A 24231-nucleotide genomic window follows, 5' to 3' on the forward strand; every position below is an offset into this window, starting at 1 on the left:
GTGTCAGGGGGCCGGGCTCACGCGCCGGCCGGGCGGCTCACGGCCGCGTGCACGACGCCGAGGACGGCGTCGACGGTCTGGTCGAAGTCGAGGTCGGAGGAGTCGACGGTGAAGACGCCGTCGGCGGCCTGGGTGAAGCTGGCCACCGCCGAGTCCTTGGCGTCCCGGGCGACGACCTGCTCATGCAGCTCCTCGGCGTTCTGGGTGCCGCCGAGCTGGGCCCCGCGGCGGCGCATCCGGGCCTCCTCGGAGGCGGTGAGCAGGAGCCGCACCTCGGCGTCGCGCGCGACCACGGTGGTGATGTCCCGGCCCTCGACGACCATGCGCCGGCCGTGGGCCGCGATGATCGCGCGCTGGCGGCGGATGAGCTCGTCCCGCACGCCGAGATTCGTCGCGACGGCGCTCACCGAGGCCGAGATGCGGGGCTCGCGGATCGCCGCGGTCACGTCCACGCCGCGCACGCGGACCCGCTCGGTGGCGGGGCTGGTGCTCAGCTCGAGGTCGAGGCTGCGGGCCGCGGCCTCCACGAGCGCGCCGTCGGAGAGGTCCAGGCCCCGCTCGAGGCAGTCCCACGCGACCGCGCGGTACATGGCGCCGGTGTCGAGGTAGGCGAGCCGGAGCCGGCGCGCCACCTCCTTCGAGACGCTCGACTTCCCCGAGCCGCTCGGGCCGTCGATCGCCACGACGAGAGGCCGCCCCAGCCGCAGCGGCTCGGCGCCGGGCGCGGGCATATAGCGCACGGAAGTGCCCTGCGCCGTGCTGAGGGAATGGAGCTCCGTGGACCGCGCCACGTCCTGCCCCGTCTCCTGCTCGCTCATTGCAGTACCCGCCATCCGCGCTCCTCCAGTTCCGCCACCAGGGCGTCGTGCTTGCTCGGCAGCACCGAGATCTCCACCATGCCCACGTTCCGCCCCGACGAATGGTCGAGGCGCAGGTCTTCGAGGTTGACCCCGATCTCGCCGATCTCCGTGAGGAGCCTGGCGATCTGCCCGGGCCTGTCGTCGACCAGGACTGTGAGCCATGCGAACGCCTGCGGCGGCCCGCCGTGCTTGCCCGGGATCCGCGCCTGGCCCGCATTGCCCTCGGTCATGAGCTGGGCCAGGTCGAGCCGCGCCCCCGGGGCCGTGGGGGCCTCGAGGGTGCGGATGAGGCGTTCGACGTCCTCGCGCACACCGTACAGGTGCTGGACGATCTTGGACGCATTCGCCCCGAGGATCTGCACCCAGAGGCCCGGATCGCTCGCGGCGATGCGCGTCGTGTCGCGCAGCCCGTTGCCCGCGAGGGCCAGCAGCCGCAGGTCGGTGCCCTGCAGGCGCGAGGCCAGCAGGGAGGACATGACCTGGGGCAGGTGGCTCACGAGCGCGACCGCCTCATCGTGCTCGTCGGCGTCCAGCTCGACGACGATGCCGCCGAGGTCCGAGCCGAGGGCCTTGGCGAGGCGGACCGCGCCGGGATCGGACTCGGGGGCCGTGCACACGACCCAGGGCATGGACGTGAAGAGCTCGCCCCTGGCCGCGACGGGCCCGGACTTCTCGCGGCCCGCCATGGGGTGCGTCCCGACGTAGCGGCCCAGGTCCGAGCCGCGCTCCCGCAGCCCGCGCACGATGGCGCCCTTGACGCTCGCGATGTCGACGACGACGGCGCGCGGCCACCGCTGGAGGGCGCCCGCGGCGACGTCGACGGCCACGTCCGGCGGCGTGGCCACCACCACGAGCTCCGGCTGGGCCCCGCGGTCCGCCTCGAACTCCGCGATGGGCCGCCCCGCGCCGATGTCGACGGCGACGGCCTGGTTGGTGGGCGAGGTGTCCTCGAGGAAGACCGGGACGCCGCGGTGCTCGAGCCCGAGGCCGATGCTCGTTCCGAGCAGCCCGGTGCCGATGACCACGACCGGGCCGTGGAGGTGTGTTGCGGACATGCTCTCCCCCTACAGGCCCACAGAGGCCATGAGGTGCCCGATCTCCTGCTTGCCGAGCCGGCGGATCGTGCCCTGCTTCTGGTCGCCCAGCCCGATCGGACCGATCTTGGCCCGGACGAGCCGCTGGACCGGGAAGCCCACGGCGTCGAACATGCGGCGGACGATCCGGTTCTTGCCCGAGTGCAGGACCACCTCGACCAGCACGAACCCGGGCGTGGAGTCGACGAGCCGGAACGAGTCGACCTTCGCGAGGCCGTCCTCGAGCTCGACGCCGCGGCGCAGCTGGGCGCCGATGCCCTGGGGCATGGGGCCGCGGACCTGCACGACGTAGGTCTTGGGGACCTCGTAGGAGGGGTGGGTGAGGCGGTTGGCGAGCTCGCCGTCGTTGGTCAGCAGCAGCAGGCCCTCGGTGTTCGTGTCGAGCCGGCCCACGTGGAAGAGCCGCTCGGGCGAGCCCGGGCGCAGGTAGTCCGTGATGCAGGGGCGGCCCTCGGGGTCGTCCATCGTGGAGACCACGCCGCGGGGCTTGTTGAACGCCATGTAGACGAGGTGCTCGTCGGTCTGCACGCGGACCCCGTCCACGTGGATGACGTCCGTCTCCGGGTTGACCCGGGTGCCGAGCTCCGTCACGATCTGCCCGTTGACCTCGACGCGGCCCTCCGCGATGAGCTCCTCGCACACCCGGCGCGAGGCGACGCCCGCATTGGCCATGACCTTCTGCAGGCGCACGCCCTCCTCGGCCATCTGGGCCCGGGTGCGCGGCTCGTGGGCGGGCAGCGGCGAGGGCGACCTGCGCGGCGCGCCCTGGCCGGCGCGGTCCACCGGGCCGAGCCTCCTGCCGAAGCGTTCGTTGGCGAAGGGCGCCGCGCCCGTCCCCTTGGGGGTGGGGCGCTCGCCGCGCTTGCGCGCCGCGCCCTTCGGGGCGCCCTTGGCGCCTCCGCGCGCCGCGCTGCCGCGCGCGCTGTTCCTACGGGGGTTGTCCCCGTTGCGTGGTGAACCCTGGCGTCCCGCCTGTGCCATAACCAATGCCTCTGCAGTATGAAGCAGCCCGTCCGGGGCTGCGTTGGTGGTAGAAAGTGGGCGAATGCCCCCGTCAAGGATACCGGATCGGCCCTCCCGGCCCTCCCGGGCTCAGAAGGGGGCGTCGATCCCGCCCAGCTCGTCGAGCCCGGGCAGGTGCGGCGAGAGCTTGGGCAGCTCCGCGACGGAGCCGATGCCGAGCCGCTCCAGGAAGTACGACGTCGTCCGGTACAGGATCGCTCCCGACTCGGGGTCGGTGCCGGCCTCCTCGACGAGGCCGCGGGTCACGAGCGTCTTCACCACCGAGTCCACGTTGACGCCGCGGATCGCCGCGACGCGGGAGCGGCCCACGGGCTGCCGGTAGGCGATCACGGCGAGGGTCTCGAGCGCCGCCTGGGTCAGGCGGGCGGTCTGGCCCTCGAGCACATACCGGGAGACGATGTCCGCGTACTCGGGGCGCGAGTAGAACCGCCACCCGCCGGCGACCGCGCGGAGTTCGAAGCCCCTCCCCTGCCGGGCGTACTCGGCGGCGAGCTCCTCGAGCGCGTCCTCGGCGTCCTGCTGGGGCACCTCGAGGGTGGCCGCGAGCTCGGCCGCGCTGATCGGCTCGTCGACGACCATGAGCACGGCCTCGAGCGCCGCGCGGACCGCCGGGTCAGCCAGCTGCATGCTGTCCCTCCCTGTCTGAGGCATCCTCGTACTCCTCGCTCACCCGTTCGGCGCTCCAGTCCTCGCCGGCGGTCCAGCGCACGCTCAGCTCGGCGAGCGGCGCCGCCTGCTCGAAGGCCACGGCCCGGTCGCGGAACAGCTCCAGCAGGGCCAGGAACCGCGCCACCACGACGAGCCGGGACTCGGCATCCGCCGTCAGGGCGCGGAAGCTCAGCGGGCCGGAGCCCTGCAGCCGCAGGCCGATCAGCTCGGCCTGCTCGCGCACGCTCACCGGCGGGGCGTGCAGGTGCTCCGTCCCGACCTCGCTGGGCGGGGCCTCCTTGGGCGCGAAGGCCTTCGCCGCGAGGGCGGCGAACTGCTCCGGCGTGTGCCGCCACACGAGCTCGGGGAGCAGGGCGGCGAAGGCCGGCTCGAGGGTCACCGAGCGCGGGAAGCGGCGCGCCTCGGCGTCGAGGGTTGCGGTGAAGATCCCTGCGATCTCCTTGAAGGCGCGGTACTGCAGGAGGCGGGCGAAGAGGAGGTCGCGGGCCTCGAGCCGGGCCACGTCCTCCTCGTCCTCGACGGCGCCCTGGGGCAGGAGCCGGGCGGCCTTGAGGTCGAGCAGCGTCGCGGCGATGACGAGGAACTCGCTGGCCTCGTCGAGCGCCCAGTCCTCGCCCTTCGCCTGGAGCGCCCGGGTGTAGGCGATGAAGTCGTCGGTGACGGTCGCCAGGGCCACCTCGGTGATGTCGAGGCGGTGCTTGGCGATGAGCCCGAGCAGCAGGTCGAACGGTCCGGTGAAGTTCTCGAGGCGGACCTCGAAGCCGCCCGCACCCGGTGCGGCGTCGGCCGGCTCGGGATCAGGGAGCTCCACCGCGGGCCACGAGCTCGCGGGCCAGGCTGCGGTACGCCTCGGCGCCCGGGTGGTTGGACGCGTACCGGGTGATCGGCTCCGCGGCCACCGTGGCGTCGGCGAACTTGATGGTCCTCTTGATGACGGTCTCGAAGACCTTGTCGCCGAAGGCCTCGACGAGGCGCGCGAGCACCTCGCGGCTGTGCAGGGTGCGGGCGTCGTACATCGTGGCGAGCACGCCGTCCACGACGAGGCGCGGGTTGAGGCGGTCCTGGACCTTCTCGATGGTCTCGACGAGCAGGGCCACGGCGCGCAGCGCGAAGAACTCGCAGATGAGCGGGATGACCACGCCGTGCGCGGCAGTGAGCGCGTTGACGGTGAGGAGGCCGAGCGAGGGCTGGCAGTCGATGAGGATGACGTCGTACTCGTCCTCGACCTTGCGCAGCGCGCTCGCGAGGACCTGCTCCCGGGCCACCTCGGTGACGAGCTGGACCTCGGCGGCGGAGAGGTCGATGTTGGCCGGAAGGAGGTCCACGTTGGGCTCCTCCGTGCTGCGGATGGCCTGCCGGACGTCCACGTGGCGGTCCATCATCACGTTGTACACCGTGGTGTCGAGCTCGTGCGGGTTGATGCCGAGCCCGGCGGAGAGGGCGCCCTGGGGATCGAAGTCGACGAGCAGGACCTTCCGGCCGTACTCCGCGAGGGCGGCGGCCAGGTTGATGGTCGACGTCGTCTTGCCCACGCCGCCCTTCTGGTTGACCATCGCGATGATCCGGGCCGGCCCGTGCGAACTCAGCGGCGCGGGGACCTGGAACGTGTGCAGGGGCCGGCCCGTGGGTCCGAGCTCCACCGTGCCCTCCGTTCCCTCGAGGGAGCCGGAGATGCCGTCCAGAGTCGCTGCGCTCTGCTCTGTGCTCACGTGTCCATCCACACTTTCGATTCGTTGGCGGCGATTCGCGTACCTACGGCGTCCTTGGCTCACCAGCCTACACACGGGCGACATGCATTGTGCGGACCTTGACAATCGGCCCCCGGGCGCGCCTCACCCTCAACTTGAACTTCAAGGTTCGCCTCGCGGAAGGCGGGCACGACGCCGGGCGGGGCCCCTCGCGGAGGCGACCCGCCCGGCGTCGTGCGCGGGGTCCGGCGGCGGCAGATCAGGCGCGGACGAGCTCCTCCTCGGCGCCGGCGCCGGTGGCCCCGACCGAGAGCTCGCCGCCGTCGCCGTGGCCGTGGTCGGCGATCATGGTGGTCTCGTCGAACGGGCTGCGGCCGGAGAGCACCTCGGTCACCTGCGCGGCGTCGATCTCCTTGGTCCACGTCCCCATGAGGACCGTGGCCACCGCGTTGCCGGTGAAGTTGGTCAGGGCGCGGGCCTCGGACATGAAGCGGTCGATGCCGACGATGAAGGACACGCCGCCCACGAGCTGCGGGGCGTGGGCCTGGAGGCCGCCGGCGAGGGTGGCGAGGCCGGCGCCGGAGACGCCCGCTGCGCCCTTGGAGGCGATGATCATGAACACGAGCAGCCCGATCTGCTCCCCGAGGGCGAGCGGCTGGCCCATCGCGCTGGCGATGAACAGGGAGGCCATCGTCAGGTAGATCGCCGTGCCGTCGAGGTTGAAGGAGTAGCCCGTGGGCACGGTGACGCCGACCACCGGCTTGGACACGCCGAGGTGCTCCATCTTGGCGATGAGGCGCGGCAGGGCGGCCTCGGAGGAGGACGTCGAGACGATGATGAGGTACTCGCGGCCGAGGTACTTCATGAGCTTGAAGATGTTCACGCCGGAGACGACCTTGAGGATCGTGCCGAGGACCACCACGATGAACAGGATGCACGTGATGTAGAAGGCGATCATGAGCGTCGCGAGGCTGAGGACGGCCTTCCAGCCCGTCGCGCCGACCACGGCGGCGATCGCGCCGAACGCGCCGATGGGCGCGACCCACATGATCATGATCAGGATCCGGAACACGAGGGCCTGGGCCTGCGCGATGAAGTCGAGCAGCAGCCGGCCGGTGCGGCCCATGCGCTGGAGCGCGAAGCCCACGAGCAGGGCCACGAAGAGCGTCTGGAGGACGTCGCCTGCCGTGAGCGAGGAGAGCAGGGACTTAGGGATGATGCCGAGGAGGAAGTCGGTCGTGTCCGCGGACTGCGTCGCCTTGTAGGTCGCGTCCTTGAGGTTGAGGCCCTGACCCGGGTGGACGAGGTTGCCCACCACGAGGCCGATGCCGAGCGCGAACGTGCTCATGACCATGAAGTACAGCAGCGCGAGGCCGCCGACCTTCCCGACCGTCTTGGCCTTCGCGATCGAGCCGATGCCGAGGACGATCGTGCAGAAGATGACCGGGGAGATCATCATCTTGATCAGGGCCACGAACCCGTCGCCGAGGGGCTTGAGGTTGGCCGCGAACCCGTCCTTGCCGGGGAACATCAGGCCGACCGCCACGCCGAGGACCACGGCGATGACGACGGCGATGTAGAGCCAATGGGTGCGGTCGACCGACTTCTTCTTGGCGGGCGCCGCATCGGGTGCCGTTGGCGACATTGCCACGGAGAGCTCCTTCGTTGATACCTTGACTTCTGGCCCGGGGTGGGCCGGTTCACATCCCACTGTGGATGGCGCTGTGACAGACCTCACCGTTGCGGTCATATTGGTCACTGGAGGATGAGAGGAATCCGATGCGCCCGCTGAGCCTGGCCGCCCGGATGCTCTGGACCCTCGTGCTCGCCGTCATCGTGCTCACGGGCTTCATGGGGACGGCCATGTACGTCGACGCGCGGGACCAGACGCACGACCAGGCCGGGCGCCGCACCCTGGCCGTGGCCTCGGCCCTTGCCGACAGCCCCTTCGTGGTGGACGCGGCCCGCGGTGCCGCACAGGTCAACCCCTCCTCCGTCCTGCAGCCGTACGCGAAGAGGGTCATGGCCGATGCCGGCCTGGACTTCATCACGATCATGGCCCCGGACCGGACGCGGTGGACGCACCCGGACCCGTCCCAGATCGGCGGGAAGTACATCGGGAGCATCGACCAGGCGCTCGCGGGGCACCCGTTCACCGAGGAGGTCGAGGGGACCCTGGGGCCCTCCGTGCGCACGATCGTCCCGATCACAGACGGCGGCAGGGTCATCGGCATGGTCGCGGCGGGCGTGACCGTGAGCGCCATCGAGGTCGCCGTCGCCGGCCGGCTGCCCGCGCTCCTGGCGATCGCCGCCGTCGTGCTCGCCCTCGGTTCCCTCGGCTCCCTCGGCGTGGGCCGGTACCTCAAGCGGGTGACGCGCGGCTACGGGCCCGAGCAGCTCGGCCAGCTCTTCGCCTACTACGAGTCGGTGCTGCACTCGGTCCGCGAGGGGGTCCTCCTCGTCGACGCCAGAGGCCGCGTGGTGATCCGGAACGACCAGGCCTCCCGGCTCCTCGGCCTCCCGGAGGAACAGGAGGCGGACGACGCCGGCCCCCGCACCTCGCGCTGGCCCCGCGCCCCGCGCCGTGCGCTCCCCGCGCCTCCGGCCCTGAGCCGGCTCGGCATCCCGGGCAGCCTGCGCGAGCTGCTCGCGAGCGGCCGGACGGCCCGCGACGAGATCCACGTGACCGACGAGCGGGTCCTCGTGGTGAACCAGGAGCCGGCTATCTCCCAGGAGGGCCGGCGCAGCCGCGTCCTCGGTTCGGTGGCGACCCTGCGGGACCAGACGGAGATCGAGGCCCTCGGGAACGAGCTCGAGACGATGCGCACCCTCTCCGACGCGCTCAGGAGCCAGACGCACGAGCACGCCAACCGGCTGCACACCATCGTCTCGCTCCTCGAGCTGGGCCAGACGGACCGGGCCCTGGCCTTCGCGACCGAGGACCTGCAGCTGAGCCAGTCCCTCGCCGATGAGCTCGTCGTCTCGATCGACGAGCCGGTCCTCGCCGCCCTCATCATGGGCAAGGCGGCCCAGGCCAACGAACGGGGGGTCCGGCTCGACGCGGAGGCCACCGCGTCCCTCGCCGGGGCGGGCCTCGCGGCGGCAGACCTGGTGACCATCGTCGGCAACCTCGTGGACAACGCGATCGACGCCGCAGCGGCGGGGGACGCCCCCCGCTGGGTCTCCCTCGAGATCGCCGAGCACGGGGCCTCCCTCGTGATCGAGGTCGCCGATTCGGGGCCGGGCGTGCCCGGAGGCGAGGCGGAGAAGATCCTGCGCTACGGGTACTCGACCAAGCCGCATGCCGGCCAGGGCCGCGGGCTCGGCCTCGCCCTCGTGAAGCGGTCCGTCGAACGCCTCGGCGGCACCCTGGCCGTCACCGGCGGAGCCGGGGCGGTGTTCACGGTGGAGATCCCGAGGAAGGGGGACACCCCGTGAGCGCGGCGAAGGGACGCGGGTCGGCCACCTCCGGGATCCGGGTGCTCGTGGTCGAGGACGAGCCGATCGCGGCGGCGGCGCACGCCGCGTACGTGGAGCGCGTCCCCGGATTCGTCCATGCCGGGACGGCGCGCGACGGCGCGTCGGCGCTGCGCCTGGCCGGCGAGCTCGCGGCCGCCGGGGAGCCCGTGGACCTGGTCCTGCTGGACATGAACCTGCCGGACCTGCACGGGCTGGACGTGGGCCGGCGCATGCGGGCCGCGGGCCATCCGGTGGACATCATCGCGATCACGGCGGTGCGCGAGCTGCCGGTCGTGCGGCGGGCGATCTCTGTCGGCGTCGTGCAGTACCTCATCAAGCCGTTCACCTTCGCCGCGTTCGCCGAGCGGCTCGAGCACTACCGCGCCTACCGGGAGGCGCTCGCGGACGGCGCGGGCCCGGCCTCGCAGGCCGCCGTGGACGAGGCCCTGGCCGCCCTCCGCGCCCCGGTGGCCCGGCCCCTGCCCAAGGGCCTCTCGGCGGGGACGCTCGAGGCGGTCCGGGACTTCCTCCGTGCAAAGGCGGCGCCCGTCTCCGCCTCCGAGGTCACGGAGGCGGTGGGGGTCTCCCGGGTGACGGCGCGCCGGTACCTCGAGCACCTCGCGGAGACGAAGGAGGTCACCCGCTCGGCCCGGTACGGGGCGCCCGGTCGTCCCGAGAACGAGTACCGCTGGAACGGCTAAGGCGCCTTCCCGGGACCCTGTCGCGACCGCCGCGGGCGGCCTAGATTTGATGCAGGAACAGCGAGAGGACAGATGATGACCCACAGCCTCGACTTCGGCAACACCGAGGACGATGACCTCACCGAGCCCCTCGACGGCCGGGACAGCCAGGCTCCGGAGGGCTCCAGCGACAATCCGGAGACCATGGACGAGCTCGACCCGCTGCACGATCCGCGCCGGATGATCGAGCTCGACGCGGAGGAAGAGGAGAACCCGGACATCGAGCTCGGGATCGACTGACGCGCGTGCGGCGCAGACTCGCCGGCGCGGATCGCGCGCACACGTGGACACTCGCCCCAAGGGCCCCGCTCCTGTACCGTTGTACCTGTAGTCGTTGTGTTTCACGTTGTGCCTGTACGGCTCCTGCCTCCGCCGGAGGCGGGGTGCGGTGCGTGCTAGCGGTTTTACGAACACCGCTGCATATCAGGTCCCGACCGCCGGGGCCTGCACCGACCCCGAAAGGGCAGTCATGACAACTGGCACCGTGAAGTGGTTCAACAGCGAAAAGGGCTTCGGCTTCATCGCTCCCGACGACAACTCGGCTGATGTGTTCGTTCACTTCAGCGCCATCGAATCGAACGGCTACCGCGAGCTCCTCGAGGGCCAGAAGGTCGAGTTCGAGACCCAGCAGGGCCCCAAGGGCCTGCAGGCCGCCAAGGTCCGCCCGCTCTGATTCCCGGGCGCCCCGCACGGGGCGCCGGTGATTGATGAAGCCTGAAGAGGGCCGGCAGCGACTCGCTGCCGGCCCTCTCGGCGTCTCAGGACCCGGATCGGCGGAGGCCGCCCGGGCCCTCCTCCGGCCTAGACGTGGTCGCGCCAGGAGTGGCGCGGATCGTAGCCGAGCAGCCTGCGCGCCTTGTCGATCCCGAGCAGGGTCTCGTGCTCGCTCAGGCCCTCCCGCACCTCGACCCCGGGGAAGACCTCGGCGGCGAGCGAGGCGGAGCTGCGCGACATGACTGTGTCGGCCGCAGCGATGATGTAGGCCTCGAAGCCGGGCCGGGCCGACTCCAGGGCCCGCTCGACGGCCTGGGCGCCGTCCCGGGCGTCGATGTACCCCCACAGGTTCCACTTCCGCTGCGTCGGGTCCGCGTCGAACGACGGGAAGGCGGCGTAGTCCTCGGGCACCATGACGTTGGAGAACCTGAACGCGCTGATGCTCAGTTCCGGGTCCCAGCGGCACAGCTGGATCGCCATCTGCTCCTCGAGGTGCTTCACGAGCGAGTAGGTGCTCTCGGGCCGCGCGGCGTACTCCTCGTCGACGGGGATGTAGGGCGGCGGGGTGTCGAAGGGCAGCCCGAGCACGGTCTCGCTCGAGGCGTAGGCGATCCGCTTTACGCCCGCGCGCCGGGCGGCCTGGAACACGTTGTACGTGGCCAGCATGTTGTTCCGGAACGTCGCGGCGTCCGGAACGAGTCCGGGCGCCGGGATGGCGCCGAGGTGGACGACGGCGTCGATGCCGTCATGGCGGTCGTCGACCCCGAGGAAGGCGTCCACCACCTGGCCGTAGTCGGTGAGGTCGGTGCGGATGAACCCGGGGTCCCGCTCCCCCGCCACGTCCAGGCTCCACACGCGGTGGCCCGCCTCGCGCAGGTGCGCTAGGACCACCCGCCCCAGCTTCCCGCTTCCTCCGGTGAGCACGATCTCCATGGACTCCCCTTCCCGTGCGGCCCGTGTGGCCACTGCCGACCATCCTTGCCGGGTTCGCCCCGGGGCGCCACCCCCGTCCGTCAGAGGGCGGTGGCCCCCGCGCGGACGGACTCGAGCGCCCTGGTCCACACCACGAGCTGGTCCAGCATGGGATCGACCGAGGCCGCCTGCATCTCCGTCGGCGCGAACACCGAGAAGTTCTCGAAGTCGCCGAAGAGCGAGAACATGCCGGCCTTCTGCACATGCGCGACCTGGAGCTCGGAGAGGATGCCGCGCAGGTGCTCGACCGCGCGGACGCCGAACGCCGAGCCGTAGGAGACGATGCCCGCAGCCTTGTTCGCCCACTCGGCATTGAGGTAGGACAGCGCGTTCGCCAGGGCCGGGGCCACCGAGTGGTTGTACTCGGGCGTGACGAAGATGAAGCCGTCGAACTCGTCGATGCGGGCCGAGAATTCCTTGGTGGCCTCGTTGCTGTACTGCTGGTACCCGGCCGGGACCGCCTCGTTGAGGAGCGGGAGGTTGAAGTCGGCGATGTCCACGAGCTCGAACTCGACCTCGGGCTGGCGCTCCTGGGCGCGGGCCAGCACCCACTCGGCGACCTGGCGGTTGTTCCGGCCCGGGCGCGTGCTTCCGGTGATGACGGCGATCCTGCTCATGTGCTCTCCTTGTTGACGCATCAATCAAAGTTGATGGTTCAACTACAGCACGCGCATAATTGATGTGTCAAGCATCAAGGGGACCCGAGGAGATGCCGTGAGCACCCGCACCACCGCCGAGCCGCGCTGGCTCGATGACCGAGAGAAGGACGTCTGGCTCGCCCTGCGCCGCCTCGTGTGGGGCCTCACCCCCGCGGTGGACCGGCAGCTCACGAGGGACTCGCAGCTGTCCGGACCCGAGTACTCGGTACTCGCGACCCTCTCGGAGTGCCCCGACAGGGTGCTGCGTTCCGGGACCGCCGCCCAGGAGCTCGGCTGGGAGCGCAGCCGGCTCTCGCACATCCTGAGGCGGATGGAGGCCAAGGGACTGATCCGCCGCAGCTGTTCCGCGGACGACGCCCGCGGCCAGGATGTGACCCTCACCGAGGCCGGCCGGGCGGCGATCGTCGACGCGGCGCCCGGCCACGTCGACTTCGTCCGGCGCATCGTCTTCGACCCCCTCACCCCGGAGCAGCAGGCGGTGTTCGGGCAGGCGTGCCACCGGATCGCGGAGGCGATCGCCGCGGCCGAGGGCGAGGCCGCCGGGCCCGCCGGATGCGGGGACACCGGCCATTAGACTGCGGCCATGACCTGGCATCGCACGGCATCCCAGTGGTTCAACCTCCCGGCAGGCGCCCTCTGGGAGGTGCTCTCCGAGGTGCGGCGGTGGCCGGAATGGAATCCTGCGGTCGGTGAGGCCGGGCTGGGCTCGGCGCTCGCCGAGGGGACCCGGGGGCACTACGCGCCCGCGCAGCGGCTTCTCGGGGCGCTCCACCGGCGCACGGCTCCCGGGTTCACCGTCACGCAGGTCGAGCCGGGCCGCCGGCTCGTGCTCCGCCAGCCCCAGCCCCGGGGCGCCCAGGAGATCGAGTGGGCCCTCACCGAGCGCGACGGCGGCACGCTCTTCACCCAGCGCGTCGTGATCGACGGCCCGCTCGCGCAGCAGTTCGGCCTCACGGCCGGAGAGCCCCTCGTGCGCGGCTTCGCGGCCCAGTGCGCACGCCTGTACCAACTCGCCGCGCCCGCGGGGAATCCTGCGGACGACGCCGCGGCACGCCCGGCGCTCACGGTCCTCGCCGGCGGCAGCGGGTACCTCGGCACCCTGCTCGCGGCGGACCTGCTCTGCTCGGGCCACGAGGTGGCGCTGCTCGCCCGGTCCCCCCGCCCCGGGCCCTTCCGGCAGATCCTCTGGGACGGGCGAAGCCAGGGCCCCTGGAGTGCCGAGCTGGGCGCGGTGCAGCGGCTCGCCCTCGTCAACCTCAGCGGCGCAAGCCTCGACAGGCCCGCGACCGAGGCGAACCTCGCGCTGCTCCGCGACAGCCGGGTCGCGCCCACGCGCGCCCTCGTCGAGGCGAGCCGGACCTGGGCCCGGCCGGTCGAGCGCTGGGTGCAGCTCAGCGCCGTCGGCATCTACGGCGACTCGCAGGAGCCGATGGACGAGCGGGCCGCTCCCCCGTCCGACGCCCCCGGCCTCGCGGCGGTGGTGCGCGACTGGGAGGCCGCGTTCGATCCCTCCGCCGCCGCCCGCGCGACGGTGCTGCGCACGGCGGTGGTGCTGGACCGCGACGCCGCGGTCCTGTCGCGCCTCACCGGGCCCGCGCGGCTGGGGGCGGGAGGCCACCTCGGCACGGGCGAGCAGTGGTTCAGCTGGATCCACGCCGCGGACTGGCTGCGGATCGCGCGCGCGGCCCTCGGCCTCGTCCCGTCGGCGGGCGAGGCCGCGGTGGAGCTGCCCGACGGGGTGGTGAACGCCACGTCGCCGCAGCCGGTGCAGAACCGCGAGCTCATGGCGCACATCCGGGAGTTCGTGGGAGTCCCCGTGGGCATCCCGGCCCCGGCCGGACTCCTGCGGGCTGCCGCCGGGGTCCTGCGCACCAATCCCGACCTCGCCCTGGACAGCGTCCGGGCCGTCCCGGGCGTGCTCAAGGACGCCGGCTTCGAGTTCCGCTACCCCCAGCTCGCCGCGGCCTTCCGCGAGATGGCTGCCTAGCGCGGGCCCAAGGCGCCGTCAGCGCCCGACGGCGTAGCCGGCCATTCCCCGGGGATTCGCCCCTGCGCGCAGGATGCCGGTGGCCGGGTCCCGGGCCACGGCGCACAGCCGCCCGATCTCCCAGTTCCCGGCCACGCCCACCCGGTGGCCGCGCCGCCGCAGCCCTTCCACGACGTCCGCGCCGAACCGTCCCTCGAGCAGGGCAACGCCGGGCTGGTGCTCGTGCGGGTAGAAGCTCGACGGCGAGTGGACGGAGTGGAACCCGGGGGCGTCGATCGCCTCCTGCAGCCCGGCTCCCCGCAGGGCGACGTCGAGGAAGAAGTGCGGCTGCCACTGGTCCTGCTGGTCGCCGCCGGGCGAGCCGAAGGCGAGCACCGCGTCCCCGCCGCGCACAGCGAGGGAGGGCGAGAGCGTGGTGCGGGGCCTGCGCCCCGGCGCCAGGGTGTTGGGCAGCCCCTCCTCGAGCCAGGCCATCTGGAGCCGGGTGCCGAGCGGGAAGCCCAGCTCGGGGATGACCGGCGAGCTCGAGAGCCAGCCGCCGCTCGGCGTCGCCGACACCATGTTCCCCCACCGGTCCACGACGTCGATGTGGACAGTGTCGGTCCGGGCCCTCCCGTCCGCTGCGGGCAGGCCGCCCGCGGCAGTGGCCTCCTGCAGCGCGCGCACCGCGTTGGGCTCCCCCAGCCCGTTCACACCGGCCGCGTCGAAGCCGCCCCGCACCACGAGATCGGGCAGGCGCGGCTTTCTCCCGGCGGGCGAGCCGGGGACCAGCTCGAGCGAGGCCGTCTCGCCGATGAGCGCCGCACGGGCGGCCGCGTACCCGGGCGAGAGGAGCTCGTCCGCCGGCACACCCGGTCCGTCGCCGTACCACGCATCCCGGTCCGCGAGCGCGAGCTTGGTCGCCTCGAGGACGGTGTGGAGGTACCCCTCGGTGCCCGGGGCGAGCGCGCCCTCGCCGAAGCCGGGGACGGCATCCAGGATGGCGAGCTGCTGCAGGAAGGCGGGCCCCTGGCTGAAGAAGCCGCACTTGTGCACGGTCCAGCCCCGGAAGTCGAGCGAGACCGTGGGCTCGTAGTGCGGGCGCCAGGCGGCCAGGTCCGCCGCCGTGATGAGGCCCGCGTGGGCGTCGCCGCTCGAGTCCCGCTGCGGCACGCGGCAGAACGCGTCGATCGCCTCGGCGACGAATCCGGCCGTCCATTCGCGCACGACGGCGCCGATCGCGTCCGCGCGGCCCGCACCGCGGGCGGCCGCCCCGGCCTCGGCCTCGAGGAGCCGGCGCCACGTGCGGGCGAGCGCCGGGTTCCTCAGCAGGGTGCCGGCGGCCGGCGGCTGCCCGCCGGGGGCGTACACCGCGGCCGAGGAGGGCCAGTGCTGGCGGAAGTGCGGCGCCATGCGCTCGAGGACTGCTGCGAGCCTGGCCGTGACGGGCAGACCGTCCTCGGCCACGGCCAGCGCCGGCCCGAGGACGTCCGCGAGGGCGAGCGTGCCATGGTCGGCCAGGAGCGTGAGCCAGCCGAGGGTCGAGCCGGGGATGGCCGCGGCGAGGAGCCCGGTGCCCGGCACGTGCCCGAGGCCGAGCGCCCGGAACGCGGCGGGCGTTGCCGCGGCGGGCGCGGGACCCTGGGCGCTCAGGACGCGGGGCGGCCGCCCGGGCTCGGCGACGATGAGGGTCATGTCGCCGCCGGGGCCGTTCTGCTGCGGCTCGGCGGCCTGGAGCGCGAAGCCGGCGGCAGCGGCGGCGTCGAACGCGTTGCCCCCGCGTTCGAGCATCGCCATGCCCGCCTGGGCGCCGATCCAGTGGGTCGCCGAGACCATGCCGAAGGTGCCGGCGAGCTCGGGCCGGGTCGTGAAGTCCATCACCCCACGCTAGCCCTACCAGAGGTGCGGTGCGGGGCGGCGCGTGCTGGGCAGCGCGTTCTCCTCGCGCCAGCGGTGGAGGAACTCGGGCAGCACGAGGTCTGCGGGCGGCCGGCCGGTCTCGGCGAAGATCTCCTCGTTGGCCACCGGCCCGGACTTCGAGACCAGGCGCGTGGCGAGGTAGGCGCGGGCGTAGATCTCGCCGCCGGCCACCATGCGCTGCTCGAAGAAGATGGCCTTCTCGTCGAACCCGATGATCCTGGTCTCGATGGTGTAGGCCTGCCAGAGCGTCAGCGACCTGCGGAACGTGATGGTCTCGAGGTTCACCACGGGGCTCCAGCCGCGGGCGCGCATGCGGTCCCACATCCCGGCCCGCACCATGAGGTCGAACCTGCCGAGGTCCATGAGCGAGAAGTACATCCCGTTGTTGACGTGCAGGGCGATGTCGATGTCGGTGGGAAGGACGCGCAACTTCAGGGACGAGGTCCCCCAGAGGCTCAGCGGAGGCCGCCGGCGCGAGGTGACCAGGAGCATCAGGGTTCGCAGGAGCAGGTGCATGCCGCTATGTTACCCGTGGGTAACCGTGGGGGGTCACGCGCCGCGCAGGACGGGGACGAGGCGCTCGATCACCTCCGGGTCCTCGATCGTGGAGGGCACCGTGTACGCCTCGCCGTCGGCGATCTGCCGCATGGTCTTGCGCAGGATCTTCCCCGAGCGCGTCTTGGGCAGGGCGTCGACGACGAGCGCCTGCTTGAAGTCCGCCACCGCGCCGATCTGCGAGCGCACGAGCGCCACGAGCTCGGAGGCGAGCGCTTCCTCGGACACCTCTGCGCCTGCCTTGAGCACCACGTAGCCCACCGCGCGCTGGCCCTTGAGCGTGTCCTTGAGGCCGATCACGGCGCACTCGGCAACCGCCGGGTGGCCCGCGAGCACCGCCTCGATGGCCCCCGTCGAGAGGCGGTGGCCGGCCACATTGATGATGTCGTCGGTGCGGCCCATGACGAACACGTATCCGTCCGCGTCGCGGTAGCCGGAATCGCCCGTCGCGTAGCAGCCGGGGAAGGCGCTCAGGTAGGAGGAGATGTAGCGCTCGTCGTTGTGCCAGAGCGTGGTGAGGGTGCCGGGCGGGAGCGGCAGCCGCAGGACGATGTTGCCCTCCTCGCCGGATGCGACGGGCCCCCCGGCGCCATCGAGGATGTCCAGGTCGTAGCCGGGCATCGGCACCGACGGCGACCCCGCCTTGAGCGGGAGGTCCTCGAGCCCGCGCGGGCTGCCGCAGATCGCCCAGCCGGTCTCCGTCTGCCACCAGTGGTCGATCACCGGGACCTCCAGCTTCTCCCCGGCCCAGCGGTACGTCTCGGGGTCCAGGCGCTCGCCGGCGGCGTAGAGGCGCTCGAGCGAGGAGATGTCGTAGCCGGCGAGCAGCTCGGCCTCCGGGTCCGCGCGGCGGATGGCCCTCAGGGCGGTGGGCGCCGTGAAGAGGACCTTGACCCGATGGTCCGCGACGACGCGCCAGAACGCCCCGGCATCCGGGGTGCCCACGGGCTTGCCCTCGTACAGCACCGTCGTGGCCCCGGCCAGGAGGGGCCCGTAGACGATGTAGGAGTGGCCCACGACCCAGCCGACGTCCGAGGCCGTCCACATGACCTCTCCGGGCCCCACTCCGTAGAGGTTCTTCAGGGTCCAGGCGAGCGCGACCGCATGGCCGCCATTGTCCCGCTGGACACCCTTCGGGGTGCCGGTGGTGCCGGAGGCGTAGAGCACGTAGAGCGGATGGGAGGCCGCGACGGGCACGCATGCTGCCGGCGCGGCGGAGCGGAGGGCGGCGTCGTAGTCCTCCCAGCCGGGGTAGTCCTCGAGCTGGTGCGCGAACCCCGGGCGCACCTTGACGAGGACGGGGAGCTCCGGCAGCTCCCCAATCCCCAGGGCCTCGGCGACGGCCGGGAGGTATTCGACGCGGCGGTTCGGCTCGATGCCGCCGCTGGCCGTCACGATGAGCCTGGGGCGCGCGTCCCTGATCCTGGCGGCGAGCTCGCGCGGGGCGAACCCCCCGAACACCACGGAGTGGACGGCTCCGAGCCGCGCACACGCGAGCATGGCGACGACGGCCTCCGGGACCATGGGCATGTAGATGACGACGCGGTCCCCGGTCCCGACGCCGCGGGCGGCCAGGGCGCCGGCGAATCGCGCCACGAGGTCGGTCAGCTGCGCATAGGTGAAGGTGGACCTCGTGCCGGTCACGGCGGAGTCGTAGACCAGGGCGGCCGCGTCGCCGCGGCCGCCGGCCACGTGGCGGTCCAGGGCGTTGTAGGCGGTGTTGAGGGTGCCGCCCGGAAACCACCGGTAGAGCGGCGGCTCGGAGCCGTCCAGTGCTGCTGTGGGCTCTTCCACCCAGTCGACGGCCTTGGCGGCGTCGAGCCAGAAGGCCTCGCGGTCCGCCAGGCTCCGGCGGTAGACCTCGGCGTACGGTCCCGTCCCCTGTGTCACTGTCCCTTGGGTCATGGCAGCACTCCTCACTTCCTCGTGATGGGGTTCAGCGTAGGGCAGCAGCCGGGCGGACGACAAGGGTTCTGTATACATTGTCTGCTGCGATCCGGGGCAGCGGCCTTGATTTCGGCCTACTGGCCTGCGAATGTATACAGAGAACGAGTGAGGGACGAGGGAACGAGTCTGGAGAGGAGAGCCGTGAAGGCCAGCGACCGCGCCTACGCGTCACTGCGCGAGGACATCGTGGAATGGCGGCTGCCTCCCGGGACCGTGCTGGGCGAGGTCGAGCAGTCGGAGCGGCTCGGCGTCTCGCGCACCCCGCTGCGCGAGGCCCTGGCCCGCCTCACCGCGGAGGGCCTCGCCTCGGCCCAGCGCGGGCGCGGTGTGGTGGTCAGCGACATCTCCCTGGCCCACATCGACGAGCTGTTCGAGCTCCGCGAGGCGCTCGAGGCGAAGGCGGCCGCGCTCGCAGCACTGCGCGGGGACCGCGCACGGTTCGCCGGGCTGCGCGACCGCTTCGCCGCCGCCTCGACCCTCCTGCACGACGACGACCCGCAGCGCCACCAGTACTACGCGCTCGCGGCAGAGCTCGATGCAGCGATCGACGACTCGATCGCCAATGCCTACCTCACCCAGTCGCTCGAGGGCCTGCGCGTCCACCTCACCCGTGTGCGGCGCCTGGCCAAGGACGATGCCGCACGCCTGAGGCAGGCAGCCTCCGAGCACGCTGCCATCGCCGGGGCGATCGCCGACGGCAACGCCCACCTCGCGGCGGCGGCCACCGCCGTCCACCTCAGCAACAGCCTGCAGCACATCAAGAACACCCACCCGCTCCCCTGAGCCCCACCGGAAGGTCTGCCATGGTCGAGATGCACAAGGTCCGCGTCTACAAGAGCGAGGAGAACCTCCCCCGCGAGGACCAGCTCGCGCACAAGATCGCCACGGTCGCTGCCGACCCCGTCGAGGTCTCCGACGAGGTCACCGAGATGATCATCAACCGGATCATCGACAACGCCTCGGTCGCGATCGCCTCGCTCAACCGCGGCCCCATCATCGCCGCGCGGGCGCAGGCGCTGGCCCACGCGCCGTCGTCCGGCGGGAAGGGCGCGCTCCTCTACGGCATCACCGACCGGGTCTCCCCGGAGTGGGCCGCCTGGGCCAACGGCGTGGCCGTGCGCGAGCTCGACTACCACGACACGTTCCTCGCGGCCGAGTACTCCCACCCGGGCGACAACATCCCGCCGATCCTCGCGGTGGCCCAGCACGTCGGCTCGACCGGCCGGGACCTGATCCGCGGCATCGCCACCGGGTACGAGATCCAGGTGGACCTCGTGAAGGCCATCAGCCTCCACAAGCACAAGATTGACCACGTCGCCCACCTCGGTCCCTCCGCGGCCGCAGGGATCGGCACGATGCTCGGGCTCGACGTCGAGACCATCTTCCAGGCCGTCGGCCAGGCGCTGCACACCACCACGGCGACCCGGCAGTCCCGCAAGGGCGAGATCTCCACATGGAAGGCCCACGCCCCCGCGTTCGCCGGCAAGATGGCGGTCGAGGCCGTGGACCGCGCCATGCGCGGGCAGACCTCCCCGGTGCCGATCTACGAAGGCGAGGACGGGGTCATCGCGTGGATGCTCGACGGCCCCGACGCGGCCTACGAGGTCCCGCTGCCCGCGCCGGGCGAGGCGAAGCGGGCCATCCTCGACACCTACACGAAGGAGCACTCCGCCGAATACCAGGCCCAGGCCTGGATCGACCTGGCCCGGAAGCTGCACCGCGAGCACCCCGAGGTGACCGACCCGCAGAACGTGGCCAGCATCCTCATCAGGACCAGCCACCACACCCACTACGTCATCGGCTCCGGGGCGAACGACCCGCAGAAGTACGATCCGACCGCGTCCCGCGAGACCCTGGACCACTCGATCCCCTACATCTTCGCCGTGGCCCTCCAGGACGGCACGTGGCACCACGTCGACTCCTACTCCCCCGAGCGCGCCGGCCGGCCCGACACGGTGGCCCTGTGGCACAAGGTCACCACGGAGGAGGACCCGGAATGGACGCGCCGCTACCACTCCCTCGACATCGCGGAGAAGGCCTTCGGCGGCTCCGTGGTCATCACGCTCACGGACGGGACCGTGATCGAGGACGAGATCGCCGTGGCGGACGCCCATCCGCTCGGGGCGCGGCCGTTCGGCCGCGAGCAGTACATCGCAAAGTTCCGGACCCTCGCCGCCGAGTCCGTGGCCCCCGAGGAGATCGAGCGCTTCCTCGACGCCGTGCAGCGGCTCCCCCAGCTCGGCGCCGGGGAGCTGGACGCGCTCAACATCGTCGCCAAGGAGGGCGTGATCGATCTCGCCTCCGCCCCGAAGGGACTCTTCTGATGCTGTACTCGACCACCACCCCCGAGCAGAAGCGCGTCAGGCTGCGCGAGATCCTCGGCTCGGGAACGCTGCAGCAGTTCCCGGGAGCCTTCAGCCCCCTCTCCGCGCGCCTCATCGAGGAGAAGGGCTTCCCAGGGGTGTACATCTCCGGGGCGGTCCTCGCCAACGACCTCGGCCTGCCGGACATCGGGCTGACCACCCTCACGGAGGTGGCCACCCGCGCCGGGCAGATCGCGCGGATGACCGACCTGCCAGCCATCGTCGACGCCGACACCGGATTCGGCGAGGCCATGAACGTGGCCCGGACGGTCCAGGAGCTCGAGAACGCCGGCCTGGCCGGGATGCACATCGAGGACCAGGTCAACCCCAAGCGCTGCGGCCACCTCGACGGCAAGGCTGTAGTGGACCTCGACACGGCGCTCCAGCGCGTCAGGGCGGCGGCCGACGCCCGCCGCGATCCGAACTTCCTCATCATGGCCCGCACCGATGTCCGGGCCACCGGCGAGGGGGCGGCGGGCCTGGAGGCCGCCGTCGAGCGCGCGAAGGCCCTCGTCGAGGCGGGAGCCGACGCGATCTTCCCCGAGGCCATGGCCAGCCTCGAGGAGTTCCGGGCGATCCGCGACGCCGTGGACGTGCCGGTGCTGGCGAACATGACCGAGTTCGGCAAGAGCCGGCTGTTCAGGGCCGAGGAGCTCGCCGGCGTCGGGATCAACCTCGTGATCTACCCGGTGACCCTCCTGCGCATGGCCATGGGCGCCGCGGAACGCACCCTCGAGAGCATCCGCGCGGACGGGACCCAGGAGGCCCAGGTCGCGAACATGCTGACTCGCTCCCGCCTCTACGAGCTGGTTGACTACGAGGCGTACAACCGTTTCGACACCGGCGTGTTCAACTTTCAGGTTCCCGGCCGATACTGAGGCCACGGGGCCATTGACGAAGGAGTCCTGCGATGACACAGGTGCCCAACACCGAAGAGATCAAGAAGGGCCTTGCCGGCGTGGTGGTGGACTACACCGCCATCTCGAAGGTGAACCCTGAGACCAACTCGCTCCTCTACCGGGGCTACCCGGTGCAGGAGCTCGCCGCCCGGTGCAGCTTCGAGGAGGTGGCCTACCTGCTGTGGCACGGCGAGCTGCCCACCCCCGAGCAGCTGGCCGAGTTCGAGGCGCACGAGCGCTCGGGCCGGGCGCTCGACCCGCTCCTGAAGCGGCTCATCGACGACCTGCCGGCCACGTGCCACCCGATGGACGTGTGCCGCACCGCGGCGAGCATCCAGGGTGCACGCCACCCCAAGGCCGGCGACTCCTCCCGTGAGGCGAACCTGGCCAAGGCCGTCGAGCTGTTCGCGGCCATGCCCGCGGTGGTGGCCTACGACCAGCGGCGGCGCCGCGGCCAGGAGCTGGTCGAGCCGCGCGAGGACCTCGGCTATTCCGCGAACTTCCTGTGGATGACCTTCGGCGAGGAGGCCGCCCCCGAGGTGGTGCGGGCGTTCGAGGTCTCGATGATCCTGTACGCCGAGCACTCGTTCAACGCCTCGACGTTCACCGCCCGTGTCGTGACCTCGACCCTCTCCGACCTCCACTCGGCCGTGACCGCCGCGATCGGAGCCCTCAAGGGCCCGCTCCACGGCGGGGCCAACGAGGCCGTCATGGAGACGTTCGAGGAGATCGGCATCCGGACGGACGAGACCCACGAGCAGGCCAAGACCCGCGCGAAGGCCTGGATGGACGAGGCCCTCGCCGCCAAGAAGAAGGTCATGGGTTTCGGCCACCGCGTCTACAAGCACGGCGACTCGCGGGTGCCCACCATGAAGGCCGCGCTCGACGACCTCATCGCCTTCTACGGCCGCCCGGAGATCCTGGGCCTGTACGACGGGCTCGAGCAGTCGATGGACGAGGCGAAGGGCATCAAGCCGAACCTCGACTACCCGACCGGGCCGGCCTACCACCTCATGGGCTTCGACATCCCCACGTTCACGCCGCTGTTCGTGGCCAGCCGGATCGTCGGCTGGACCGCCCACGTGATGGAGCAGCTCGAGAGCAACTCGCTCATCCGCCCGCTCTCGGCCTACAACGGCCCCGACGAGCGCCACCTGGACTGACCCGCCCGGGCGGCCCCGTCTCGGAGGGCCTTCGCGGACTCACTGGCCGAGGACAGCGAAACGGAACACCGTCTCGTTGTCCTCGGCCATTTCCACGTAGAAGTCCGCGACCGTGCCCGCCAGGACCAGGGGAAGCCAGTGGTCAGCGTCCTGCCACATGCCCTCGACCGGCAGGGCCTCGACCGGGTACCACGAGGGCTCGATCTCCTCGCTCTCGCCGATCTCTCCGTCCCAGACGGTCGCGGTGAACATGGTGCACGCCATGTCCCATGCGGGCCGGGCGGGGAACCGGAAGTCGACGGTACCGGCGGGCACCAGCACGGCGGCGTCGAGCACGACGCCGGCCTCCTCCTCGAGCTCCCGCACGGCGGCCTCCGCGGGGGTCTCCCCCGGTTCGATGTGGCCGCCCAGGCCGACGATCTTGCCCCGGCCGAAGCCGCGCTTCTTGCGTCCGAGCAGGACCTCCCGCCCCGCCGCCGTCTCGCGCAGCAGGAAGCACAGCGCCACCGGCGCGCCCATCAGGGCGCACCTCCGCGCGTTCCGGCACCGGCGCTCATCCGCGGGCCCTCGGGTGCGCCGCCGCGTAGACCTCGCGCAGGGTGTCAGCGGTGACGAGGGTGTACACCTGCGTGGTCGTCACCGAGGCATGCCCCAGCAGCTCCTGGACGACGCGGACGTCCGCACCGCCCTCGAGGAGATGGGTGGCGAAGGAGTGCCGGAGGGTGTGCGGGGAGACGTCGCGGTCGATCCGGGCCTTCTCCGCGACATCCTTGAGGATGGTCCAGGCGCTCTGCCGGCTCAGCCTGCCGCCGCGGGCGTTGAGGAAGAGGCCGGGCGTGCCCCGTCCCTTGGCCACGAGGGCGGGGCGGCCGCGGACGATGTAGGCGTCGAGCGCGCGGGCCGCGTAGGAGCCGATCGGGACGAGGCGCTCCTTGGAGCCCTTGCCGAAGAGCCGGACCACGGCCGGGCCGCCGTCGGCCGCTTCGAGCCGCAGGTCGTCCACATCGAGGCCGACGGCCTCGCTGATGCGGGCACCGGTCGCGTACAGGAACTCCAGGAGCGCCCGGTCGCGCAGGCCCGAGGGTGTGTCCGCCGAGGCCGCTTCGAGGATCCGGGTGACCTCGTGCACGGTGATGGCCTTGGGCAGGCGCTGCCCGGCGAGCGGAGGGTGGACGTCCGCGGCGGGGTCGTCCGCGGTGGTGCCCTCGAGGGCCCAGAACCGGTGCAGGCCGCGCACCGCGACCACGGTCCTCGCCGCGGATCGGGCGGTCAGCGGGCTGCCGCCGTCGGCCCCGTCACGCAGCGCCTGGGCGAAGCCGCCCACGTGGCGCCGCTCGATGCCGCGGGGCGAGACGACGCCCTCGCCCGCGAGATAGGCGCCGTAGCGCGCGAGGTCCCGCCGGTAGGCCGCGAGGGTGTTCGCGGCGAGGCCGCGCTCGACCGCGAGGTGGCGCAGGTAGTCCTCGACGGCGCGTGCGAGCGCCGCGGGGACATCTGCCACCGGCGCAGGTACGGGGGCGGCGGCGCCTGCCGCGACGGC

24 protein-coding genes are annotated in these 24231 nt (G+C 72.2%); 10 read left to right on the forward strand and 14 right to left on the reverse strand.

Going from position 1 to position 24231, the window contains the following annotated elements:
* Window positions 1–17: 17 nt before the first annotated feature.
* From cmk to ACVWWH_RS17035, 7 genes are all read right to left on the reverse strand, one after another.
* Complete coding sequence (cmk, locus tag ACVWWH_RS17005) at window positions 18–731, reverse strand: (d)CMP kinase (RefSeq protein WP_457317359.1); 714 nt, start codon at window positions 729–731, stop codon at window positions 18–20.
* Window positions 732–814: 83 nt separating this feature from the next.
* Complete coding sequence (locus ACVWWH_RS17010) at window positions 815–1915, reverse strand: prephenate dehydrogenase (protein WP_066497377.1); 1101 nt, start codon at window positions 1913–1915, stop codon at window positions 815–817.
* A gap of 9 nt (window positions 1916–1924) precedes the next feature.
* Window positions 1925–2935 (reverse strand): pseudouridine synthase, encoded by a 1011-nt coding sequence (locus ACVWWH_RS17015; protein WP_066497375.1) that lies wholly within the window; start codon window positions 2933–2935, stop codon window positions 1925–1927.
* 111 nt (window positions 2936–3046) lie between these two features.
* Window positions 3047–3604 carry an SMC-Scp complex subunit ScpB gene (scpB, locus tag ACVWWH_RS17020; protein ID WP_457317344.1) on the reverse strand — a complete coding sequence of 186 codons (558 nt, stop codon included), beginning with the start codon at window positions 3602–3604 and terminating at the stop codon, window positions 3047–3049.
* Window positions 3591–4457 carry a segregation and condensation protein A gene (locus ACVWWH_RS17025; protein WP_457317345.1) on the reverse strand — a complete coding sequence of 289 codons (867 nt, stop codon included), beginning with the start codon at window positions 4455–4457 and terminating at the stop codon, window positions 3591–3593. Before ACVWWH_RS17025 ends, scpB begins: the two co-directional genes overlap by 14 nt.
* Window positions 4444–5355: a ParA family protein gene (locus ACVWWH_RS17030; RefSeq protein WP_066497371.1), complete on the reverse strand. Its 912-nt coding sequence runs from the start codon at window positions 5353–5355 to the stop codon at window positions 4444–4446. Before ACVWWH_RS17030 ends, ACVWWH_RS17025 begins: the two co-directional genes overlap by 14 nt.
* Before the next feature lie 238 nt (window positions 5356–5593).
* Complete coding sequence (locus ACVWWH_RS17035) at window positions 5594–6979, reverse strand: cation:dicarboxylate symporter family transporter (protein WP_447421759.1); 1386 nt, start codon at window positions 6977–6979, stop codon at window positions 5594–5596.
* A 134-nt stretch (window positions 6980–7113) separates the two neighbouring features.
* On the opposite strand from ACVWWH_RS17035, the gene ACVWWH_RS17040 reads away from it, so the two are divergent.
* From ACVWWH_RS17040 to ACVWWH_RS17055, 4 genes are all read left to right on the forward strand, one after another.
* The gene (locus tag ACVWWH_RS17040; RefSeq protein WP_457317346.1) at window positions 7114–8772 is read left to right on the forward strand and encodes a sensor histidine kinase; all 1659 of its coding nucleotides are present in this window, start codon (window positions 7114–7116) and stop codon (window positions 8770–8772) included.
* Window positions 8769–9494: a response regulator gene (locus ACVWWH_RS17045; RefSeq protein WP_066497366.1), complete on the forward strand. Its 726-nt coding sequence runs from the start codon at window positions 8769–8771 to the stop codon at window positions 9492–9494. The genes ACVWWH_RS17040 and ACVWWH_RS17045 overlap by 4 nt, the downstream gene beginning before the upstream one ends.
* Window positions 9495–9569: 75 nt before the next feature.
* The gene (locus ACVWWH_RS17050) at window positions 9570–9773 is read left to right on the forward strand and encodes a hypothetical protein (protein ID WP_380665838.1); all 204 of its coding nucleotides are present in this window, start codon (window positions 9570–9572) and stop codon (window positions 9771–9773) included.
* A gap of 229 nt (window positions 9774–10002) precedes the next feature.
* Window positions 10003–10206 carry a cold-shock protein gene (locus ACVWWH_RS17055; RefSeq protein WP_066497363.1) on the forward strand — a complete coding sequence of 68 codons (204 nt, stop codon included), beginning with the start codon at window positions 10003–10005 and terminating at the stop codon, window positions 10204–10206.
* Window positions 10207–10334: 128 nt separating this feature from the next.
* On the opposite strand, the gene ACVWWH_RS17060 is transcribed toward ACVWWH_RS17055, so the two are convergent.
* Together ACVWWH_RS17060 and ACVWWH_RS17065 are read right to left on the reverse strand one after the other, a co-directional pair.
* Window positions 10335–11180, reverse strand: a complete 846-nt coding sequence (locus tag ACVWWH_RS17060) for an NAD-dependent epimerase/dehydratase family protein (RefSeq protein WP_066497362.1) — start codon at window positions 11178–11180, stop codon at window positions 10335–10337.
* An 80-nt stretch (window positions 11181–11260) separates the two neighbouring features.
* Window positions 11261–11836, reverse strand: coding sequence for an NADPH-dependent FMN reductase (locus ACVWWH_RS17065; protein ID WP_066497360.1), 576 nt, complete (start codon window positions 11834–11836; stop codon window positions 11261–11263).
* A gap of 97 nt (window positions 11837–11933) precedes the next feature.
* Between ACVWWH_RS17065 and ACVWWH_RS17070 the strand changes: the two genes are divergently transcribed.
* Together ACVWWH_RS17070 and ACVWWH_RS17075 are read left to right on the forward strand one after the other, a co-directional pair.
* Entirely contained in the window at window positions 11934–12452 is a 519-nt protein-coding gene (locus ACVWWH_RS17070) for a MarR family winged helix-turn-helix transcriptional regulator (RefSeq protein WP_457317347.1), read from the forward strand.
* A 9-nt stretch (window positions 12453–12461) separates the two neighbouring features.
* Window positions 12462–13865: a DUF1731 domain-containing protein gene (locus tag ACVWWH_RS17075; protein WP_457317348.1), complete on the forward strand. Its 1404-nt coding sequence runs from the start codon at window positions 12462–12464 to the stop codon at window positions 13863–13865.
* Between the two features lie 18 nt (window positions 13866–13883).
* On the opposite strand, the gene ACVWWH_RS17080 is transcribed toward ACVWWH_RS17075, so the two are convergent.
* Genes ACVWWH_RS17080 through ACVWWH_RS17090 form a run of 3 tightly spaced genes read right to left on the reverse strand, consistent with a single transcriptional unit; the run spans window position 13884 to window position 18224 of the window.
* Window positions 13884–15722: a gamma-glutamyltransferase family protein gene (locus tag ACVWWH_RS17080; RefSeq protein ID WP_457317349.1), complete on the reverse strand. Its 1839-nt coding sequence runs from the start codon at window positions 15720–15722 to the stop codon at window positions 13884–13886.
* Window positions 15723–15737: 15 nt separating this feature from the next.
* Complete coding sequence (locus ACVWWH_RS17085) at window positions 15738–16280, reverse strand: acyl-CoA thioesterase (protein ID WP_457317350.1); 543 nt, start codon at window positions 16278–16280, stop codon at window positions 15738–15740.
* A 33-nt stretch (window positions 16281–16313) separates the two neighbouring features.
* Window positions 16314–18224 carry an AMP-binding protein gene (locus ACVWWH_RS17090; protein ID WP_457317351.1) on the reverse strand — a complete coding sequence of 637 codons (1911 nt, stop codon included), beginning with the start codon at window positions 18222–18224 and terminating at the stop codon, window positions 16314–16316.
* A 183-nt stretch (window positions 18225–18407) separates the two neighbouring features.
* Between ACVWWH_RS17090 and ACVWWH_RS17095 the strand changes: the two genes are divergently transcribed.
* Genes ACVWWH_RS17095 through ACVWWH_RS17110 form a run of 4 tightly spaced genes read left to right on the forward strand, consistent with a single transcriptional unit; the run spans window position 18408 to window position 22691 of the window.
* Window positions 18408–19049: a GntR family transcriptional regulator gene (locus ACVWWH_RS17095; protein WP_066497350.1), complete on the forward strand. Its 642-nt coding sequence runs from the start codon at window positions 18408–18410 to the stop codon at window positions 19047–19049.
* Between the two features lie 20 nt (window positions 19050–19069).
* Window positions 19070–20590, forward strand: a complete 1521-nt coding sequence (locus ACVWWH_RS17100; RefSeq protein WP_457317352.1) for an MmgE/PrpD family protein — start codon at window positions 19070–19072, stop codon at window positions 20588–20590.
* Window positions 20590–21507: a methylisocitrate lyase gene (gene prpB / locus ACVWWH_RS17105; protein ID WP_457317353.1), complete on the forward strand. Its 918-nt coding sequence runs from the start codon at window positions 20590–20592 to the stop codon at window positions 21505–21507. Before ACVWWH_RS17100 ends, prpB begins: the two co-directional genes overlap by 1 nt.
* Window positions 21508–21539: 32 nt before the next feature.
* Entirely contained in the window at window positions 21540–22691 is a 1152-nt protein-coding gene (locus ACVWWH_RS17110; protein ID WP_457317354.1) for a bifunctional 2-methylcitrate synthase/citrate synthase, read from the forward strand.
* A 39-nt stretch (window positions 22692–22730) separates the two neighbouring features.
* Here the strand turns inward: ACVWWH_RS17110 and ACVWWH_RS17115 are convergent, their stop codons facing one another.
* The gene (locus tag ACVWWH_RS17115) at window positions 22731–23213 is read right to left on the reverse strand and encodes an 8-oxo-dGTP diphosphatase (RefSeq protein WP_141305433.1); all 483 of its coding nucleotides are present in this window, start codon (window positions 23211–23213) and stop codon (window positions 22731–22733) included.
* A gap of 31 nt (window positions 23214–23244) precedes the next feature.
* Window positions 23245–24192: a site-specific tyrosine recombinase XerD gene (gene xerD / locus ACVWWH_RS17120; RefSeq protein ID WP_066502267.1), complete on the reverse strand. Its 948-nt coding sequence runs from the start codon at window positions 24190–24192 to the stop codon at window positions 23245–23247.
* Between the last annotated feature and the right edge of the window lie 39 nt (window positions 24193–24231).

The organism is Sinomonas sp. RB5, assembly GCF_054063535.1.